23 protein-coding genes are annotated in these 17,816 nt (G+C 52.8%); 13 read left to right on the forward strand and 10 right to left on the reverse strand.

The window, feature by feature from the left end; genetic code table 11:
- The first annotated feature begins 154 nt into the window (after window positions 1-154).
- Window positions 155-637, forward strand: a complete 483-nt coding sequence (locus Q334_RS0114285) for a YhcB family protein (protein ID WP_027313808.1) — start codon at window positions 155-157, stop codon at window positions 635-637.
- A 74-nt stretch (window positions 638-711) separates the two neighbouring features.
- Here the strand turns inward: Q334_RS0114285 and Q334_RS0114290 are convergent, their stop codons facing one another.
- Window positions 712-1,479: a Nif3-like dinuclear metal center hexameric protein gene (locus Q334_RS0114290; protein ID WP_027313809.1), complete on the reverse strand. Its 768-nt coding sequence runs from the start codon at window positions 1,477-1,479 to the stop codon at window positions 712-714.
- 70 nt (window positions 1,480-1,549) lie between these two features.
- Between Q334_RS0114290 and Q334_RS19280 the strand changes: the two genes are divergently transcribed.
- Entirely contained in the window at window positions 1,550-2,665 is a 1,116-nt protein-coding gene (locus Q334_RS19280) for a trypsin-like peptidase domain-containing protein (RefSeq protein ID WP_051527827.1), read from the forward strand.
- Window positions 2,666-2,714: 49 nt separating this feature from the next.
- Here Q334_RS19280 and hisD read toward each other — a convergent pair whose 3' ends face one another.
- The 9 genes from hisD to Q334_RS0114340 are packed head-to-tail and all read right to left on the reverse strand — an operon-like array spanning window position 2,715 to window position 9,254.
- A complete protein-coding gene (hisD, locus tag Q334_RS0114300; protein ID WP_027313810.1) occupies window positions 2,715-4,016 on the reverse strand; it encodes a histidinol dehydrogenase in 1,302 nt (433 codons plus the stop codon).
- A complete protein-coding gene (hisG, locus tag Q334_RS0114305; protein ID WP_027313811.1) occupies window positions 4,016-4,669 on the reverse strand; it encodes an ATP phosphoribosyltransferase in 654 nt (217 codons plus the stop codon). The genes hisD and hisG overlap by 1 nt, the downstream gene beginning before the upstream one ends.
- Window positions 4,670-4,705: 36 nt before the next feature.
- On the reverse strand, window positions 4,706-5,968 hold the full coding sequence (murA, locus tag Q334_RS0114310; protein WP_027313812.1) for a UDP-N-acetylglucosamine 1-carboxyvinyltransferase: 1,263 nt from the start codon (window positions 5,966-5,968) through the stop codon (window positions 4,706-4,708).
- 15 nt (window positions 5,969-5,983) lie between these two features.
- Window positions 5,984-6,226 carry a BolA family protein gene (locus Q334_RS0114315; RefSeq protein WP_027313813.1) on the reverse strand — a complete coding sequence of 81 codons (243 nt, stop codon included), beginning with the start codon at window positions 6,224-6,226 and terminating at the stop codon, window positions 5,984-5,986.
- A gap of 21 nt (window positions 6,227-6,247) precedes the next feature.
- A complete protein-coding gene (locus Q334_RS0114320; RefSeq protein WP_027313814.1) occupies window positions 6,248-6,541 on the reverse strand; it encodes an STAS domain-containing protein in 294 nt (97 codons plus the stop codon).
- A gap of 9 nt (window positions 6,542-6,550) precedes the next feature.
- A complete protein-coding gene (locus Q334_RS0114325) occupies window positions 6,551-7,162 on the reverse strand; it encodes an MlaC/ttg2D family ABC transporter substrate-binding protein (protein WP_027313815.1) in 612 nt (203 codons plus the stop codon).
- A gap of 25 nt (window positions 7,163-7,187) precedes the next feature.
- A complete protein-coding gene (gene mlaD / locus Q334_RS0114330; protein ID WP_027313816.1) occupies window positions 7,188-7,646 on the reverse strand; it encodes an outer membrane lipid asymmetry maintenance protein MlaD in 459 nt (152 codons plus the stop codon).
- Between the two features lies 1 nt (window position 7,647).
- The gene (gene mlaE, locus Q334_RS0114335; RefSeq protein ID WP_027313817.1) at window positions 7,648-8,430 is read right to left on the reverse strand and encodes a lipid asymmetry maintenance ABC transporter permease subunit MlaE; all 783 of its coding nucleotides are present in this window, start codon (window positions 8,428-8,430) and stop codon (window positions 7,648-7,650) included.
- Window positions 8,431-8,435: 5 nt separating this feature from the next.
- A complete protein-coding gene (locus tag Q334_RS0114340) occupies window positions 8,436-9,254 on the reverse strand; it encodes an ABC transporter ATP-binding protein (protein ID WP_027313818.1) in 819 nt (272 codons plus the stop codon).
- 190 nt (window positions 9,255-9,444) lie between these two features.
- Here Q334_RS0114340 and Q334_RS0114345 point away from each other — a divergent pair, with 190 nt between their 5' ends.
- From Q334_RS0114345 to mgtE, 11 genes are all read left to right on the forward strand, one after another.
- A complete protein-coding gene (locus tag Q334_RS0114345) occupies window positions 9,445-10,416 on the forward strand; it encodes a KpsF/GutQ family sugar-phosphate isomerase (RefSeq protein WP_027313819.1) in 972 nt (323 codons plus the stop codon).
- A 2-nt stretch (window positions 10,417-10,418) separates the two neighbouring features.
- Window positions 10,419-10,955, forward strand: coding sequence for a 3-deoxy-manno-octulosonate-8-phosphatase KdsC (gene kdsC / locus Q334_RS0114350; RefSeq protein ID WP_027313820.1), 537 nt, complete (start codon window positions 10,419-10,421; stop codon window positions 10,953-10,955).
- Between the two features lie 9 nt (window positions 10,956-10,964).
- Complete coding sequence (gene lptC, locus Q334_RS0114355) at window positions 10,965-11,531, forward strand: LPS export ABC transporter periplasmic protein LptC (protein WP_027313821.1); 567 nt, start codon at window positions 10,965-10,967, stop codon at window positions 11,529-11,531.
- Window positions 11,515-12,012: a lipopolysaccharide transport periplasmic protein LptA gene (lptA, locus tag Q334_RS0114360; RefSeq protein ID WP_027313822.1), complete on the forward strand. Its 498-nt coding sequence runs from the start codon at window positions 11,515-11,517 to the stop codon at window positions 12,010-12,012. Before lptC ends, lptA begins: the two co-directional genes overlap by 17 nt.
- 2 nt (window positions 12,013-12,014) lie before the next feature.
- Window positions 12,015-12,740 carry an LPS export ABC transporter ATP-binding protein gene (gene lptB / locus Q334_RS0114365; protein WP_027313823.1) on the forward strand — a complete coding sequence of 242 codons (726 nt, stop codon included), beginning with the start codon at window positions 12,015-12,017 and terminating at the stop codon, window positions 12,738-12,740.
- Window positions 12,741-12,837: 97 nt separating this feature from the next.
- On the forward strand, window positions 12,838-14,316 hold the full coding sequence (locus Q334_RS0114370; RefSeq protein WP_027313824.1) for an RNA polymerase factor sigma-54: 1,479 nt from the start codon (window positions 12,838-12,840) through the stop codon (window positions 14,314-14,316).
- Between the two features lie 89 nt (window positions 14,317-14,405).
- Window positions 14,406-14,714, forward strand: coding sequence for a ribosome hibernation-promoting factor, HPF/YfiA family (gene hpf, locus Q334_RS0114375; protein ID WP_027313825.1), 309 nt, complete (start codon window positions 14,406-14,408; stop codon window positions 14,712-14,714).
- Window positions 14,715-14,723: 9 nt separating this feature from the next.
- Window positions 14,724-15,176, forward strand: coding sequence for a PTS IIA-like nitrogen regulatory protein PtsN (gene ptsN, locus Q334_RS0114380; RefSeq protein WP_027313826.1), 453 nt, complete (start codon window positions 14,724-14,726; stop codon window positions 15,174-15,176).
- The gene (rapZ, locus tag Q334_RS0114385) at window positions 15,176-16,042 is read left to right on the forward strand and encodes an RNase adapter RapZ (RefSeq protein WP_027313827.1); all 867 of its coding nucleotides are present in this window, start codon (window positions 15,176-15,178) and stop codon (window positions 16,040-16,042) included. The genes ptsN and rapZ overlap by 1 nt, the downstream gene beginning before the upstream one ends.
- Window position 16,043: 1 nt before the next feature.
- A complete protein-coding gene (locus Q334_RS0114390; RefSeq protein ID WP_027313828.1) occupies window positions 16,044-16,316 on the forward strand; it encodes an HPr family phosphocarrier protein in 273 nt (90 codons plus the stop codon).
- Between the two features lie 143 nt (window positions 16,317-16,459).
- Window positions 16,460-17,812 carry a magnesium transporter gene (gene mgtE, locus Q334_RS0114395; RefSeq protein ID WP_027313829.1) on the forward strand — a complete coding sequence of 451 codons (1,353 nt, stop codon included), beginning with the start codon at window positions 16,460-16,462 and terminating at the stop codon, window positions 17,810-17,812.
- The last annotated feature ends 4 nt before the right edge of the window (window positions 17,813-17,816 follow it).

The following is a 17,816-nucleotide window of genomic DNA, read 5'->3' on the forward strand; positions in this document are numbered from 1 at the left end:
AACGGGCGTGTACTTTAATAGAAGCCAACTGGGATGCCAATACGCCAAAAGCCTGGAGTCAGATCAATTGTTTTATCCTGCTCTGTGGGTGGAGCCTAGCCTTAGCATGCAATATGATAGGCCCCAGGATAGATCTCGTTGGTAGGAGTAATTTGTGGAGCATTTGATTCAACCTCTGGTGATTGCTGTGATTGCCTTTGTAATAGGTATCCTGGTTGGCCGCAGCCTTGGCGGACGCTCAGCCCCAACCAACACCCCACCTTTAATGCAGGACAGCACACGCCTGCAGCAGGAATTAATCAGTTATCGTCATAGTGTCGAGACCCAACTAAATACCAGCGTACAGCTCTTCAATCAGTTACATGCCAACTACAGCGCATTGCAGCAACAGCTACATCAAGCCACTCTAGAGCTCTGTGATGACCCAGTAAAAGTGGCAGGTATAGCGACTCCCAATCAACCCGCAGCGGACAGTGTCAACGCTGAGCCGGAAACACCCGATTTTATTGATCCTCCACGGGACTATGCACCGAAACACAAGCAGGATGAACCTGGCACCCTGACCGAAGGCTATGGCCTTAAGCAAAAGAAAAAAGAGGAAGAAGATAGCTCAGTGGTCACACCGCGAGCAGACTAAACAAAATGGGCGCTACAAGCGCCCATTTTTGTACTGACACCACAGTCCTTAACCCGCCCAGTAATACCACCTATTTAAACCGGCACGGGTAAGTCAATAAAGTGATGTTCAAGACTGAAGTGATCAGCCAAGCGTTGTCCCAACGCCTGCACTCCAAAGCGCTCCGTCGCATGATGACCCGCAGCAAAGTAGTGAATACCCAGCTCATTAGCGATGTGCACACTCGGCTCCGATATCTCCCCACTGACAAAAGCATCCACCCCTAGCGCGGCAGCCTGTTCCAACATTCCCTGGGCCGCCCCCGTACACCAAGCAATACGCTTAATTTGCTGTGGCCCCCGCCCCACATGCAAAGGCGGATGTCCTAATACCTGAGCCAACTGTTGTGCCAATTGCACGGTGGTCCGAGGCTCAGGTAAATACCCCTGCAAACCAATCGAACGAGGATTACCCGGCTCCATCCCCCCTGTCACTTGCCAGCCCATCGCCGCTGCCAAACCCTGGTTATTACCAAACTCAGGATGTGCATCAAGTGGTAAATGATAAGCAAGCAGACTGACATCCGCCTGCAGCAAACGCTGTAAGCGCTGTTTTTTCATGCCCACAATGGGATAAGGTTCATTGCGCCAAAAATAACCGTGGTGTACCAAAATAGCATCAGCCCCACGCTGCAAGGCAGCCTCTATTAGCGCCAAGGAAGCCGTCACCCCCGACACCAAGACTCGCACTGACCGCCCACCCTCCACTTGCAAACCATTAGGGCAGTAGTCTTTAAAGGCTTGGGGCTCTAACCAGGCATCCGCCTGCGCCACCACCGTCTGAATGGTTAACACCTCACTCATACTCTTGAATCTCCCCTGATAGCACCCATTGTATTCTCAGCTTTAACCTAGCCTACACGAGGAAGGCGTTATGGGCATTCGCCTCACCCCAATCAAACCCTATATTTGGCCTGCACTAGCTGGGATTGCGCTGGGCGCTGCTTTACTTGGCTGGCAACAGGGCAGCCCCCTTTCACCTAATCCAGCTCTGGCCGCCACACTCCCCAGCCCGCCAAGCAGCTATGCCGATGCGGTAGAACGGGCAGCACCTGCGGTGGTCAATATTTACACCCGCACCTATCAACGCCAACCCAATCACCCACTACTGCAAGATCCTTTTTTTCGTCGCTTTTTTAATATACCCGACCTCCCCAACCGGGAGCGCATGGAGTCCAGCTTAGGCTCGGGGGTTATTTTTGATCGACGCGGCTATGTCGTGACCAATCACCACGTTATCCAACAAGCCGACGAAATCACCGTCGCGCTACGTGATGGTCGCGAAGCTCCTGCTCGCCTAGTAGGTAGCGATCCTGATACTGACTTGGCGGTACTGGCGATTGATTTACCCAACCTGCCACAAATCGATGTGTTTAACGGTGAGAATGCCCGCATCGGCGACATTGTCTTTGCCATCGGCAACCCTTTCGGCGTCGGCCAAACCGTTACCATGGGGATTATTAGCGCTCTTGGGCGTAGTCAGCTTGGCTTAAGTACTTATGAGCACTTTATCCAAACTGATGCCGCCATTAACCCTGGTAACTCGGGTGGGGCTTTGATTGATGCCCAAGGGCAGTTACTGGGTATCAACACCGCAATCTTTTCCCGCTCCGGAGGATCTCAGGGTATCGGCTTTGCCATTCCGGCCGCCATGGTCACCCAGATCGTACAAGACCTGATTGAACACGGTGAAGTCATTCGCGGCTGGCTAGGGGTCGAAACACGTGAAGTACAGGGACTCAAAACAGAATCAGGCGAGGGCCTGCTGATTACCGGCATCTATCGTAATGGTCCCGCCCATCAAGCTGGCCTACTGCCCGGCGACATCATTACTCACTTAAATGGCAAAGCGGTCATGGGCAATAACTATTCACTGTACGAGGTTGCCCGCACCCCCCCCACCACACTAATGAAACTGCGCATACTAAGGGAAAGCCAACCGCTGGAACTACAGTTACGGGTAGGCAGGCGCCCCGCACGCGGAACCTAAGCCTAAAGCAAGAGAGCGGCCTAAGCCGCTCTCTAACACCCCCACTGCGCTAGTCGGGCAGAATACGATATTCCGCCGAACGGGCATGGGCAGTTAACTGTTCACCACGCGCCAGCACCGAGGCAACCTTACCCATTTCACTAGCTCCTGCTGCTGAAAACATGATCAGCGAAGAACGCTTCTGGAAGTCATATACCCCCAGCGGGGAAGAGAAACGAGCCGTACCCGAGGTAGGTAGCACATGATTAGGCCCTGCACAGTAGTCTCCCAGGGCCTCCGCCGTATAGCGCCCCATAAAGATAGCACCGGCATGGCGAATCTGTGGCAGGAGAGCCTGAGGATCAGCGACCGACAGTTCCAAATGCTCCGGCGCAATGCGATTAATCAGCTCACAACCCTCAGTCTCATTGCGCACCAAAATAAACGCTGCCCGGTCACGCAAAGAAGTATCAATAATTGTCTGACGCTCCATGGTCGGCAGCAACTTCGCCACACTTTCCTGCACTTTCTGCAGGAAAGCAGCATCAGGACTAATCAAGATCGACTGTGCCTGTTCATCATGCTCCGCCTGGGAGAACAGATCCATCGCAATCCAGTCCGGATCGGTCTGACCATCGCAATAAACCAAAATCTCTGAAGGGCCGGCGATCATATCGATCCCCACCACGCCAAATACGGCCCGCTTAGCCGTAGCCACGTAGATATTGCCCGGCCCCACAATTTTATCCACTTTAGGCACAGTTTCAGTGCCATAGGCGAGTGCAGCCACGGCCTGGGCGCCCCCAACCGTGAACACCCGATCAACGCCGGCCAGAGCAGCGGCGGCCAACACTAACTCATTTAGCTCACCACCGGGTGCAGGCACCACCATGATGATTTCAGCCACGCCGGCCACCTTGGCCGGAATCGCATTCATTAATACAGACGAGGGGTAAGCAGCCTTACCACCTGGCACATAGATTCCTACCCGGTCCATAGGCGTGACCTGCTGACCAAGCAAAGTGCCATCCTCTTCCTGGTAGCTCCAGGATTCTTGCCGTTGCCGCTGGTGATAACGATAAATCCGCTCCGCCGCCGTTTCCAACGCTTGCCGCTGAGCATCAGGCAAACCCTGCAAAGCCTGCTGTAAACGCGCCTGGCTGATTTCCAACTCGCTCATCTGGCGTGCCTGGCTGCGGTCAAACTGCTGGGTAAAAGCGATTAACGCTTCATCTCCCCGCGTGCGCACCTGGGTAAGGATATCCTCTACACGGGCTTGCACCTGAGGATCCGAAACCGATTCCCAAGCCAGGAGCGCATCCAAACGACTGGAGAAATCTGCATCCTGTGTACTAAGTTGACGTACTTGCATCAGTTAGCCTCCTGCCGACGCGCCACCACTGCCGCCGCCATTGCCTCAATCACAGGCTCAATCAAGCGATGCTTCATCTTCATCGCAGCCTTACCCACCACTAAACGGCTACTGATATGAGCAATAAGCTCCTCGGGTGCAAGGCCATTCGCTTTAAGGGTATTACCCGTATCGACAATATCGACGATCTTATCTGCCAGGCCCATTAGAGGGGCCAACTCCATCGCACCGTAGAGCTTAATTACCTCAGCCTGGATACCCTGCTCAGCAAAATAAGCCTTAGCTACGTTGACAAACTTGGTGGCAACCCGAATTCGCCGTCCCTGGGCAGGAGCCGCTCCCACCACACCGGCGGTCATCAGCTTGCACTTGGCAATTTCAAGATCCAGGGGCTCATACATCTCCTGAGCCCCCTGCTCCATCAACACATCTTTACCCGCAATACCCAGATCTGCCGCGCCATACTCTACATAGGTCGGCACATCGGTCGCACGAATCACAATCAGCTTCACATGCTCATGGTTGGTGTCGAAAATCAGCTTGCGGCTACGACGGATATCTTCCAATGGATGAATATCAGCCGCCGCCAGCAGTGGTAGGGTATCGTCCAAAATACGCCCTTTCGACAGAGCCAGAGTCAATGTTTGCTTCATGCTATTTTCCATAGTCAGTCGTCAACAACAGCAGGATTAACCAGCCAGACGACGAATCTTGGCGCCTAAGCGCTGGAGTTTCTCTTCAATACATTCATAACCGCGATCAATATGGTAAATCCGGTCAATCACGGTATCACCTTGGGCGACCAATGCAGCAATCACTAAGCTGGCCGAAGCACGCAAGTCCGTTGCCATCACGGGTGCAGCTTTCAATTGCTCAATCCCTTCAATCACCGTGGTATTACCATCAATACTTAGGCGCGCCCCCATCCGCTTTAGCTCATTCATGTGCATAAAACGGTTTTCAAAGATGGTTTCACGAATAATCCCAGTGCCCTCAGCAATGGTATTCATCGCAGCAAATTGCGCCTGCATGTCAGTAGGGAAGGCAGGATAGGGTGCGGTCGTCAGACTGACAGCCTTAGGGCGCTTACCCTGCATATCCAACTCAATCCAGTCTTCACCCCACTCTACCTTGGCACCCGCTTCAATTAGCTTATGCAGCACGGCATCCAGGGTATCCGGGCGGGCATCGCGCAGGCGCACCTGCCCACCCGTTGCAGCGGCTGCCACTAGATATGTACCGCTCTCAATACGATCAGGCAGTACATGATAAGTACAGCCGTGCAGGGACGGCACACCCTGGACCCGAATCGTATCTGTACCATGACCTTCAATCTTCGCGCCCATAGCAATCAAGCATTCCGCCAGGTCGACGACTTCAGGCTCACGCGCTGCATTTTCCAGCACGGTTTCGCCTTCCGCTAACGCAGCGGCCATCAGCAGGTTTTCAGTGCCGGTCACCGTCACGGTGTCAAAGAAGATGTGCGCACCACGTAAACGCCCTTCCACCGAAGCACGAATATAGCCATCCTCCAGTACAATTTTGGCCCCCATCGCTTCCAGACCGCGCAAATGCAGATCGACCGGGCGACTGCCGATAGCACAACCACCTGGCAACGACACCTCCGCCTTACCAAAACGTGCTACCAAGGGACCCAGTACCAGAATGGAGGCACGCATGGTTTTTACCAGCTCATAAGGAGCTACGCAGTTTTCCAGCGTACGTGCATCCACCTCCACATTCATTTTTTCATCCATGACGATTTCAACCCCCATCCGGCGGATCAAACCCACCATGGTGGTGACATCATGCAAATGAGGAAGATTGCAGACTTTAACCACGCCGTCCGCTAATAAGGTCGAGGCCAAAATAGGCAGCGCAGAGTTTTTTGCGCCAGAAACACGCACCTCACCGCGTAGGGGCTGCCCACCGGTGATCATTAATTTATCCATGCAGAGGGCTCCGACTTAACCTTGTAAGGCCTGCCATTGTTCAGGGGTATAGGCTTTGATGGTGAGGGCATGAATACTGCCATCCGCAATACGCTCAGCCAGGGTGGCATACACCATCTGCTGTTTTTTGACGGGGCTCAGGCCTGCGAATGCGGGACTAATCACCACCACCTGAAAGTTGCAACCTTCACCCTCAGGCAATACCTGGGCATCAGCGATACCCGCCTCAATAATTGACTTAACTTCTGACGCCTGCATTTTTACCTCTTCACCGCCTGCTCATACATGCACAGGCAGGACTTCATCTAAATCTGCCAATTCTGCCATAGCCGCCAAAGGGGCTGGCAGTGGCGAAAAAAGGATTTGCTGTTGCCGAGCCTGACCTGCTCGCATCACACACAACAGTAATGACAATACCACCATGCCTGAGGCACTCAAACGGCTCACATCCACTAAGACCTTGTCACCCATCTGGGCCAAAGCCTGCTCCGCTTGTTTGCGCCAAGTCTGCACGGTGTGTACATCGACTGCGCCTTCAAGCACTAAGGTATCGCCTTGCGCCTCAACCAGCATCGCCATTCCTTACTGTTTAACCGCAACCGTCCAGTTACGAATCACGGCATCCATGTCGTTACCTTCCCGATTCATTGCTTCAGCAAACTGATTGCGGAAGTTCAAACCGATGTTAATACCATCAATCACCGCGTTATAAATCTGCCAACCACCATTCTTGTTATGCAGGCTGTAATCGATGCTATAGACCTTGCCATCAGCAGAGGACATCTCCATCCGAATGCTGGCCTTACCTTCCTTGTCTTTACCCAAGGTCGGCAGCAAACGATAGCCTGACAGCTCAAATGCCTGGGCCGCTTTGGCAAAGGTGCGTACTACCGTGGTCTTAAACTGCGCAGAGAAAGCTTCACGCTGAGCGGCATCCGCCCGCCGGTAGTGTGGCCCCATTACTCCTTTAGCAATGGAGTCAAAATCTACTACCTGGGTCAGCACATCATCCACCTGCTGATAAACCTGGTCGAATGCCGCAGGCTTACGCATTTCCGGATTACGCATCACCACCAGCAAAGATTCAGTGGTTGTGACGATGACTTGTTCAGCCTCACTGCGAACTTCCGCCTGGGAGACTCCCCACCCTAATGCCGCTACCGCTACCAGCAAACGGCCAACCGCTTTCAACATCTGTCTCATCCGTTTCTCACGATCTTTACTGTTTTGCCTGACTGGACAAGAACTTGCCAATCAGGTCTTCCAAGACCAACGCAGACTGGGTGAACTCAATTTCATCCCCATCCTGCAAGGTTTCTTCATCCGCACCAATCTGGATACCTATGTACTGCTCACCCAGCAAACCAGAGGTCAGAATCATGGCTGAACTGTCCTGGCTAAGGTAATCCACGTGTTTAAACACATCCAGGGTCACCTTAGCGCGAAAATCACTCGGATCCAGCTCAATCGCACTCACCCGCCCTATTACAACACCGGACAGAGTGACTTTAGAGCGCACTTTAAGGCCGCCGATATTATCAAAGCGAGCATGGACTTGATAGGTAGGCTCATTAGCCGCAAAGGTTAACCCACTCACTTGCAACGCCAACACCAATAAAGCCGCAAAACCAGCCAGCATAAAAGCGCCGACACCAATTTCCAGGGTTCGCATGCGCATATTAAAAGTCTCCAAACATCAGCGCGGTCAACACAAAATCCAAACCAAGAATGGCAAGAGAGGAGTAAACGACCGTTTTAGTTGTCGCCTGACTAATCCCTTCCGAAGTCGGTACCAGGTCATATCCCTGAAACACCGCGATCCAAGTCACCACAAAGCCAAATACTAGGGCTTTCACAATGCCGTTGAGTACATCTTCTTTAAACTCAACCGCCGCCTGCATATTGCTCCAGAAGGCCCCAGCATCAACGCCCAGCCAATCCACACTGACCAATACACCGCCCCATACCCCCACCACACAGAAAATCATCGACAGCAGTGGTAAAGAAATAAACCCTGCCCAAAAACGCGGAGCAACTATTCGACGTAGCGGGTCGACTCCGATCATTTCCATACTGGACAGTTGTTCAGTCGCTTTCATTAAGCCAATTTCAGCGGTTAAAGCAGAACCCGCTCGCCCCGCAAATAGCAAAGCCGTCACCACAGGCGCGAGCTCACGGGTCAGGGTTAAAGCCACCATCTGCCCCACTGCCTGTTCAGTGCCGTAGTCAACCAAAATGGTATAACCCTGCAGCCCTAGCACCATGCCGATAAAAAGCCCAGACACTACAATAATGACCAGTGACAGGACACCGACAAAGTGCAACTGTTTTAACAAGAGAGGGAACTGCGCCCCCCAGGCAGGTCGCGCAATAAGGGCTTGCAGCAAGAACATGCCTGAGCGTCCCAGTGCAGCTGCCACATCTAGCCCTTGGCGCCCCAAACGTCCAATCCAGTTGATCATCAGGCTTAGTTTCCTTGAGGCCGCAACAAGTCATCCGCCAATGACGGTGCTTTATAGTGGAAAGGTACCGGTCCATCCGGCAGCCCTTTAATAAACTGACGCACCTGCTCTGACTGAGCCGCCCGCAGCTCATCTGGGGTACCCTTGGCAATTACTTTAGAGTCTGAAATAACGTACACGTAGTCTGCAATGCTGAAAGTTTCCGGAATATCGTGAGACACCACGATCGCCGTGTGGCCGAGTGATTTATTGAGCTGACGAATCAGTTTAACCACCACCCCCATGGCAATAGGATCCTGCCCAGCAAAGGGCTCGTCATACATCACAATATCGGGATCTAGCGCAATTGCCCGCGCCAACGCCACTCGCCTTGCCATTCCCCCTGACAGCTCCGATGGCATCAGTTGACTGGCACCACGCAACCCCACGGCCTGCAGCTTTAACAACACCAAATCACGGATCATTTCCTCCGGCAACTCAGTGTGCACCCGCAATGGGAAGGCTACATTCTCATATACGCTTAAGTCCGAAAACAGTGCCCCTGATTGAAACAGCATTCCCATTCGTGAGCGCACTGCAAACAATTCGTGACGCTTCAGCCGAGCAATATCTTGCCCCGCCACTTCGATACTGCCCGCATCCGGCTTCAACTGCCCGCCAATCAGGCGCAGCAACGTTGTCTTACCGGTACCGCTGGGGCCCATAATGGCTGTAATGCGTCCTTTGGGAATATCGAGATCAACGTTCGCATAAATCGGACGCTCACCGCGATAAAAGCTCATCCCCCGCACCTTCACAATGGCTTCCATGGGTTGCTCGGCCATCTGGTACTGTCTCCAACACGTCAAAGGCGCACACTATAACATGACCTGGGCAGGCTCAAAATCCTCCCTAGCCAGCCCATACTTTCTTATACAAGGGCTTACCTGTGCATACACAATTATTCAGCCCGCTTGCCAAGGCGTGCTATGATCCTGGCCACTTTCGATTTGCAGCCAGTTTAGTATTCACCTGATGACAGTCGCATTTAACTTCCTCGCCAGCGCCCAGCGCACTATTGCATTGGAGCAAGAGGCCATTGCCAATCTTTCCACTCTGCTGGATGAGCACTTTAACCAAGCCTGCCAGCGCCTATTAGCCTGCCAGGGACGCATCGTCGTCATCGGCATGGGCAAATCAGGTCATATTGCCCGCAAAATAGCAGCCACCTTGGCCAGTACCGGCTCACCTGCTTTCTTTGTCCACCCTGCCGAGGCCAGCCATGGTGATCTAGGCATGATCACTCGTAGCGATGTGGTCATGGCCATCTCAAACTCCGGAGAGACCCCCGAGGTCATCAGCCTGTTGCCGCTAATCAAGCGCCTACACATACCTTTAATCAGCATGACCGGTGCGCCCCAATCCACTTTGGCCCTGGCAGCCGATGCCCACCTCAATATCAGTGTACCGCAAGAAGCCTGCCCACTTGGCCTGGCCCCCACTTCAAGCACCACCGCCACTCTGGTAATGGGTGACGCCCTGGCGATTGCCCTGCTGGAGGCACGGGGCTTTACCGCGGAAGATTTTGCTTTCTCTCATCCCGGTGGCAGCTTAGGGCGTAAGCTGCTACTCAAGGTGGCGGATATCATGCATCAAGGAGAACGCGTACCCCAGGTGCGCACGGGAAGTCTATTGCGCGATTCCTTACTGGAAATGACTCGTAAAGGCTTAGGTCTGACAACCGTGGTGGATGAGCAAGGTAAACTGTGCGGCATTTTTACCGATGGTGACCTTAGACGCACGCTGGATCAACAGTTAGACCTGCACAGCCTGCACATTGACGCCGTCATGACCCGCCAAAGCAAAACGGCCTCACCGGAGATGCTGGCCGCCCAAGCCCTGAACCTGATGGAGCAATACAGCATCAGCGCGCTGATCGTGGTAGAACAACAACGCCCCGTTGGGGTTATCCACATTCACGACCTCATCAAAGCCGGAGTCGTTTAAGCATGAGCATTCCAGACAACGCCCTACGTGAGCGGGCCAGCCGGATCAAACTCCTCATTATGGATGTGGATGGTGTGCTCACCGATGGCAGCCTCTACTTCACCGATGAAGGTCATGAGCTTAAGGCCTTTAACAGCCTGGATGGCCACGGCATCAAAATGCTGCATCAAGCTGGTATTGCGACTGCCATCATTACTGGGCGGCGTTCTGCCCTGGTGGCTAAACGGGCCAAAGATCTGGGCATTCCCCATCTATTCCAAGCCCGAGAAGACAAGCTCAACGCCTTGGAAGAGTTACTGGAAGACCTGCAAATCAGCCTGGATGAAATTGCCTATATTGGCGATGACTGGCCAGATCTGCCGATTATCTGCCGCGTCGGCCTGGGAGTCACGGTGCCTAACGCGGCGCCGGCATTACTTGAGCACGCCCACTGCTGCACCCAACGCCAGGGGGGACGTGGTGCAGTGCGTGAATTATGCGAACTCATCCTGGCTGCGCAAGACAAACTGAATGCCAGCCTTGCCCCTTACCTGGAGTAAGCGCGCGTGATGTCGCTGAAAAACCGCCTGATCCTTGGCTTGGCCATGCTCCTAGCAGCGATGGCACTACTGCGTTTTGAACTCAGAAGCCCCGATCAACCCATACTCAGCTTACAAACACTGGATGGGGAAACCGCTGACGCCTACCTGCTTAGCGTACATAGTCAACGCTTTGATACCGAAGGCAAACTCAGTTCCGAGCTGCATAGCCCGCGGATAGATCACTTTGCAGGCCAAGCGCTCAGCCTGTTACAAACTCCGCGCTTCCTCAGCTACGGTGAACAGAACCTCTGGCAAGCTACCTCCCTGCATGGTCGCTACCGGGATGATGGTTCCTGGCTGGAACTGATTGACGAAGTGGACATTCAGCGCCTGGATAACACTTCTACTCCTCCGCGCCTGCGTACACCTTGGTTAGCGATAGAGCCACCTAACAAACTTGCGCATAGTGACCGAGAGGTCACGCTCACTGATGCCAATGGCATTACCGAAGCCATCGGAATGCGCCTAAACTGGCAAAGCGAACAACTTGAACTCCTTTCACAGGTACGTGCCCGCTATGAAACTAAACACTAAAGCTCTGGGGCTGCTACTAGGCCTGCTTCCAGCCTTGACCCAAGCGCTCCCGGAAGACCGTGAACAGCCGGTGCATATCACCGCTGACCAAGCCGCGCTGGACGATGCCAAGGGTATCGTTACCTACACCGGCAATGTTCTCATCACTCAAGGCAGCCTCAAAATCGAAGCGGATAAAGCCGTGTTATACCTTGAGCAGGGTGAACTGGTTAGAGCTGAAGCCTTTGGCAAACCGGCTCATTATCAACAACAGCCAAAAGCCAAAGATCCCCTAACCCACGCCTATGGCGATGTCATTGAATACAAGGTGAAAGAAGATACCCTCACCGCCAATGGCCAAGCCAAGCTCACCCAAAACCAAGACACCTTTACAGGCGCCCGTATCCACTACGATATTGCCAAGGGGCTGGTCAATGCCTATAGCGGCAAACAGAGTGGGCAACGGGTAGAAATGGTCCTTCAGCCGAAGAAAAAGAATTAACCATGCGCGAACTACACGCCCAGCACCTGGGTAAAAGCTACAAACAGCGGCAGGTAGTCAAAGACGTTTCGCTCAAGGTGAAGCAAGGCCAAGTAGTTGGCCTGCTTGGCCCCAATGGCGCAGGCAAAACCACCTGTTTTTATATGATGGTGGGCATCGTTGCAGCCGATAAGGGATGCATCAGCCTTGATGGACGTGACCTAAGCGCCAGCCCAGTGCACGAACGCGCCCAAGCCGGCATTGGCTATTTACCCCAGGAAGCTTCGGTATTTCGCAAGCTCAGTGTGGCCGATAACATTCTTGCCATTCTGGAAACCCGTACCGACCTTTCCCCCCAGCAACGCCAGCAACAGTTAGAACAACTGCTGGAAGAGTTCCACCTTACCCATCTCAAGTCCAGCCTGGGTATGAGCCTGTCAGGGGGGGAACGACGCCGGGTAGAAATTGCTCGTGCCCTAGCACTTGATCCCAGTTTTATTTTGCTGGATGAACCCTTTGCTGGCGTGGATCCTATTTCCGTGGCGGATATTCAAAAAATTATTCAGCACCTGAAAGCCCGCCAGCTAGGCGTCCTGATCACTGACCACAATGTCCGTGAAACTCTAGCTATTTGCGATCATGCTTACATCGTCAATGAAGGCACTATTCTGGCGGAAGGCGATGCCGAAGCGATCCTCAATAACCAGCAAGTACGCCAAGTTTATCTGGGCGAACACTTCCGCTTTTAAGAACAGCGCTGCCGGAGCATCGCTTTTCCTAGCCAGGGCCACTAGAATGCAAAGACCCCTGAATTCGATGAAGAGTTGAGTAGCATCTTCCATCCTTATGAAACCCGCTCTACAACTAAAAATCGGCCAACAGCTGACCATGACCCCCCAGCTGCAGCAAGCCATCAAGCTTCTGCAGCTTTCCACCCTGGATTTGCAACAGGAAATTCAGGCCGCCCTGGACAGCAACCCCCTTCTTGAGTTGGAAGAAGAGCAGGACTATGCCGCAGCCACGCCTGACTATGAACAAGGCCTGCAAGAACTGGACAAACAACTCAGCGCCGCAGAACCAGGCAATCAAAGTGAAACCGATAGTGATTGGGTGAACGATATCCCTGACGAACTGTCGGTAGACAGCAACTGGGAAGACACCTTCACCAGCAGCTTACCTGCCAGTCACGATAGTGAAGGTTATGATTTTGAATCTCGCACTGGTACCGCAGAAAGCTTGCAGTCCCATTTGGAGTGGCAACTTAACCTTACCCCCATGACGGATCGCGACCGTCTAGTTGCCACGGCCATCATCGACAGCATTTCTCCTGAAGGCTATCTCACTTCCAGTCTGGAAGATCTACATGAAAGCCTGCACGATCCGGAAGATGAAGACCCCCTGGAGCTTGACGAAGTTGTTGCGGTCTTACACCGTATCCAACAGTTTGACCCCCCAGGGGTAGCAGCTCGTGACCTGGGTGAGTGTTTGTTAATCCAGCTACGTCAACTGGCTGCGGATACTCCTTGGCGTGAGCAAGCGATGCAGATTGTGGCAGAGCATTTACAGCTACTCGGCACCCGGGACTATGCCAATTTACTCCGACGCACCAAGCTCAGCGAAGCCGAGCTAGCTGAAGTCATTCAGTTGATTCAATCCCTCAATCCCCGCCCTGGCGCCAGCATAGAAAGTGGCGACTCAGAGTATGTAGTGCCTGATGTGGTGGTCAGCAAGCGACAGGATGTCTGGCATGTTGAACTCAATCCAGATGCCATGCCCAAGCTCAGAGTCAATCACAGCTATGCCAGCTTGATCCGTCGCGCCGATAACAGCAGTGATAATACCTATCTAAAAAACCAGCTGCAGGAAGCTCGCTGGTTTATTAAAAGCCTACAAAGTCGTAATGACACTCTACTCAAAGTGGCAACCAAAATTGTTGAACTGCAACTCGACTTTTTTGAACAAGGAGAGGAGGCCATGCGACCGATGGTACTGGCAGATATTGCCCAAGCCGTCGAAATGCATGAATCAACCATCTCACGCGTCACTACCCAAAAATACATGCATACTCCGCGCGGAGTATTTGAGCTGAAGTTCTTCTTCTCCAGCCATGTAGGTACCAGCGATGGAGGCGAGGCCTCCTCGACCGCGATTCGCGCCATGATCAAAAAACTGATCGCCGAAGAACCGCCCAAAAAACCGCTCAGTGACGCCAAGTTAGCAACATTACTTGAAAAACAAGGTATTAACGTCGCCAGACGCACCGTTGCCAAGTACCGAGAAGCAATGAACATTCCACCTTCAAATGAACGCAAACGTTTGATTTAACCCCATAAAGCGGGGTTGACGGAGCACCAGGAGTTGGTGCTATATAGAGACTAACTAGGGATCACCCACCAGCAACTCAGGAGAGTGCTATGCAGATCAATATTACTGGCCATCAGCTGGAACTCACCGCAGCCCTCACTGACTACGTGCACTCCAAATTTCAAAAGCTGGAGCGTCACTTCGACAACATCACCAACGTGCAGGTAACCCTCACCGTAGAAAAGCAGCGTCAAATTTCGGAAGCGGATGTGCACATCGCTGGCGGCCAGCTGTTTGCCACCAACGAAGCAGCTGATATGTATGCCGCCATTGATGGCTTAATCGACAAACTGGATCGTCAACTGCTCAAGCACAAAGAGAAAAACCAAGATCGTATGCAAGGTGCCATGGCGCGCTAACTCTTCTTTATGCAACTTGAATCCATCCTCAGTGAAGGCTGCACCCTAAACGGTGCAGCCTGGGGCAGTAAAAAACGTGTCCTCGAACAAGCCAGCTCTTTGCTGGCTTCTCAATATCCCAACCTTGATCTGGATGATATCTTCAACGGCCTGATTGGTCGTGAACGCCTAGGGAGTACTGGTCTGGGTGATGGCATTGCCATTCCTCACTGCCGTCTCGAAGGCTGCGAACAAGTCATAGGGGCATTAATCCATTTGGCTGAGCCAGTCGACTTCGACGCCCGCGATGGTCAACCTGTTGACTTGGTATTTGTCTTAATCGCCCCAGAACAAGCCCATGACTCCCATCTACAAGCATTAGCCAGTGTGGCATCGTTGATGCAAAGTGCTGACAACCGGGCACGACTGCGTCGTGCTGACAGTGACAGTCACCTTTATCGTACCGCGGTAGGGCTAGCTTAATGCGCTTAATTATCATCAGTGGTCGCTCAGGCTCCGGTAAAAGTACGGCACTACATGTACTCGAGGACCTGGGTTACTACTGTATTGATAATTTACCGGTTGAACTGTTACTCCCTCTTTGCGAACAAATTCGTCGCGATAAGGAAAACTCCGCCAGCGAAGAAAAACGCCTACTGGCAGTCAGCATTGATGCGCGCAACCTACATGCCGGCCTGAAGCTGTTACCAGGTTTACTACCTGAATTGGAAAATCTGGGTGTACAGGTTGAGGTGCTCTATCTGGATGCAGAAGAAAGCGTACTGCTACAACGCTTTAGCGCTACTCGTCGCAAGCATCCGCTGTCGACTCCTGAGCGCAGCTTACAAGAAGCACTACGAGCAGAGCGTCAGCTACTACAACCGATTGCCAATTGTGCTGCGTTGACCATTGATACTACTCGCATGACGCTCTATGACCTGCGAGATATGGTGCGCATTCGCGTTGCCGCCCGGGAACAAGAACTGGCGGTGCTATTTTTATCTTTTGGCTTCAAGCACGGCGTTCCTTTGGATGCCGACTTGGTATTCGATGTACGCTGCTTGCCTAACCCCCACTGGATTCCTCAGCTACGTGGTCATACCGGTAAAGAGCAGCCGGTGATAGATTATCTCAGCCACGAGCCCGCCGTGGTCAAAATGGAGCAAGACCTGTGTCATTTTTTAACCAGCTGGTTACCCTCCTATGAGCAAAACAATCGCGCCTATGTAACAGTGGCTATTGGCTGTACTGGCGGGCAACATCGCTCAGTATTTTTGGCGGAACGTCTTTTTGCTCACTTCGCTGCAGAACGCCCCAATATTCAGGTCAGACATCGGGAGTTAGACTGACATGCTCGAACAACGCATCACGCTAATTAATAAACTTGGCCTGCATGCCCGAGCCACTGCCAAGCTGATTAATGTTACCACCCAATTCAGTAGCAAAATTATGATGGGCCGTAGCCCAGATCGCCTGGTGGATGCGAAAAGCATCATGTCCGTGATGCTACTCGCTGCCAGCAAAGGCACCGAACTGTACTTCCAGATCGAAGGCAACGACGAGACTGAAGCCTGGCAAGCCATTGAGGAAATCATCCTGCAACGCTTTGGTGAAGAAGAGTAATCTCACCCCGCCCCTGCTAACACGCCAAATATCGCCGCTTTGCCGCGGCTAGATTTCTTCCCCCGCCAGCCTTACATATAATGGGCACGCCCTATGCAGGCTAGGCATGCATTTGACCACCCGCTGTATTGAAAGGACTTCCCATGGCAACGACGCTGGCAAAGAGTCATCTCGACATTCTCAATGAAGCCTTAGAAGCCGGCCAGCTACAACAAGTCCGGCGCTTGCTCAATGTCAGCCTGAAACCCGCCGATGTTGCCCACCTACTCGAGTCCTCACCACCACGTGAACGCAGTGTACTCTGGAGCCTGGTTGACCAGGAAAACGAAGGGGAAGTCCTCCAGTATCTCAGCGATGACCTGCAAGAGACCTTCCTGAGTGAAATGAATGCAGAAGAGCTGGTTGCCGCTCTTGAGCATATCGATATCGACGATATTGCCGACATGCTGCAAAACCTGCCCAGTACCCTGACGGCAGAAGTGCTGCGTTCGATGGACCAACAAGACCGTGAGAGACTAGAGCAGGTACTCTCCTATCCGGAAGATACTGCCGGCGGTCTAATGAATACAGATACCATTACCGTCCGTCCTGATATCAGTGTGGACACGGTATTACGTTATTTGCGCCGTCATGATGAAATTCCTTCTATGACGGACAGTATCTTTGTCGTCAGCCGTAAAGATGCTTTTATCGGCGTGCTGCCACTAGCAAAAATCCTGGTCAGTGACCCTGAGATGATGGTACGAGAGGTAATGGATACCGATGCCATTACCATTTCCGCCGATACCCCTGATACCGAAGTAGCCAAACTATTCGAACGACACGATCTGGTCTCTGCGCCTGTAGTCGATCCAGAAAGCAAACTATTGCTCGGCCGAATCACCATCGACGACGTGGTCGACGTTATCCGTGAAGATGCCGAACACTCCATGATGAGTATGGCGGGCTTGGATGACGATGAAGATACCTTTGCCCCGGCTCTCAAAACCACCAAACGCCGGGCCGTATGGCTGGGCATTAACCTAATCACTGCCTTTATTGCCTCCGCTGTGATTGGTATTTTTGAAGCGACCATTCAGCAGGTTGTGGCTTTGGCGGTACTAATGCCCATTGTTGCTAGCATGGGGGGGATTGCAGGTAGCCAGGCCCTAACGTTGATCATTCGCGGTCAGGCACTCGGCCAGGTGGAACGCTCCAATGCCGGCTGGCTGCTCAATCGCGAACTCATTGTTGGCAGTTTGAACGGCATCCTCTGGGCCATTGTGATTGGCATTGCTGCCATTCTCTGGTTTGAAGACACCACCATCGGCATCGTAATCGGAGCTGCCATTGTCATAAACTTGATTGCCGCCGCCCTGGCCGGTACCCTGCTGCCGGTATTACTCAAAGCCTGGAATATCGACCCCGCCCTGGCTGGCAGTGTAATCTTAACCACCATTACCGATGTGGTTGGCTTTATGTCCTTTCTAGGACTGGCCACCCTTTTCTATGCCTGATTTG

It is taken from the genome of Balneatrix alpica DSM 16621 (assembly GCF_000619885.1).
Classification (GTDB): Bacteria; Pseudomonadota; Gammaproteobacteria; order Pseudomonadales; family Balneatricaceae; genus Balneatrix; species Balneatrix alpica.

Excerpts from the sequence above, each read along its gene's own strand:
- Q334_RS0114290 (WP_027313809.1), bottom strand. The coding sequence starts at position 1,479 with ATGAGTGAGGTGTTAACCATTCAGACGGTGGTGGCGCAGGCGGATGCC.
- Q334_RS19280 (WP_051527827.1), top strand. The coding sequence starts at position 1,550 with ATGGGCATTCGCCTCACCCCAATCAAACCCTATATTTGGCCTGCACTA.
- hisD (WP_027313810.1), bottom strand. The coding sequence starts at position 4,016 with ATGCAAGTACGTCAACTTAGTACACAGGATGCAGATTTCTCCAGTCGT.
- hisG (WP_027313811.1), bottom strand. The coding sequence starts at position 4,669 with ATGAAGCAAACATTGACTCTGGCTCTGTCGAAAGGGCGTATTTTGGAC.
- murA (WP_027313812.1), bottom strand. The coding sequence starts at position 5,968 with ATGGATAAATTAATGATCACCGGTGGGCAGCCCCTACGCGGTGAGGTG.
- Q334_RS0114315 (WP_027313813.1), bottom strand. The coding sequence starts at position 6,226 with ATGCAGGCGTCAGAAGTTAAGTCAATTATTGAGGCGGGTATCGCTGAT.
- Q334_RS0114320 (WP_027313814.1), bottom strand. The coding sequence starts at position 6,541 with ATGCTGGTTGAGGCGCAAGGCGATACCTTAGTGCTTGAAGGCGCAGTC.
- Q334_RS0114325 (WP_027313815.1), bottom strand. The coding sequence starts at position 7,162 with ATGTTGAAAGCGGTTGGCCGTTTGCTGGTAGCGGTAGCGGCATTAGGG.
- mlaD (WP_027313816.1), bottom strand. The coding sequence starts at position 7,646 with ATGCGCATGCGAACCCTGGAAATTGGTGTCGGCGCTTTTATGCTGGCT.
- mlaE (WP_027313817.1), bottom strand. The coding sequence starts at position 8,430 with ATGATCAACTGGATTGGACGTTTGGGGCGCCAAGGGCTAGATGTGGCA.
- Q334_RS0114340 (WP_027313818.1), bottom strand. The coding sequence starts at position 9,254 with ATGGCCGAGCAACCCATGGAAGCCATTGTGAAGGTGCGGGGGATGAGC.
- Q334_RS0114345 (WP_027313819.1), top strand. The coding sequence starts at position 9,445 with ATGACAGTCGCATTTAACTTCCTCGCCAGCGCCCAGCGCACTATTGCA.
- kdsC (WP_027313820.1), top strand. The coding sequence starts at position 10,419 with ATGAGCATTCCAGACAACGCCCTACGTGAGCGGGCCAGCCGGATCAAA.
- lptC (WP_027313821.1), top strand. The coding sequence starts at position 10,965 with ATGTCGCTGAAAAACCGCCTGATCCTTGGCTTGGCCATGCTCCTAGCA.
- lptA (WP_027313822.1), top strand. The coding sequence starts at position 11,515 with ATGAAACTAAACACTAAAGCTCTGGGGCTGCTACTAGGCCTGCTTCCA.
- lptB (WP_027313823.1), top strand. The coding sequence starts at position 12,015 with ATGCGCGAACTACACGCCCAGCACCTGGGTAAAAGCTACAAACAGCGG.
- Q334_RS0114370 (WP_027313824.1), top strand. The coding sequence starts at position 12,838 with ATGAAACCCGCTCTACAACTAAAAATCGGCCAACAGCTGACCATGACC.
- hpf (WP_027313825.1), top strand. The coding sequence starts at position 14,406 with ATGCAGATCAATATTACTGGCCATCAGCTGGAACTCACCGCAGCCCTC.
- ptsN (WP_027313826.1), top strand. The coding sequence starts at position 14,724 with ATGCAACTTGAATCCATCCTCAGTGAAGGCTGCACCCTAAACGGTGCA.
- rapZ (WP_027313827.1), top strand. The coding sequence starts at position 15,176 with ATGCGCTTAATTATCATCAGTGGTCGCTCAGGCTCCGGTAAAAGTACG.
- Q334_RS0114390 (WP_027313828.1), top strand. The coding sequence starts at position 16,044 with ATGCTCGAACAACGCATCACGCTAATTAATAAACTTGGCCTGCATGCC.
- mgtE (WP_027313829.1), top strand. The coding sequence starts at position 16,460 with ATGGCAACGACGCTGGCAAAGAGTCATCTCGACATTCTCAATGAAGCC.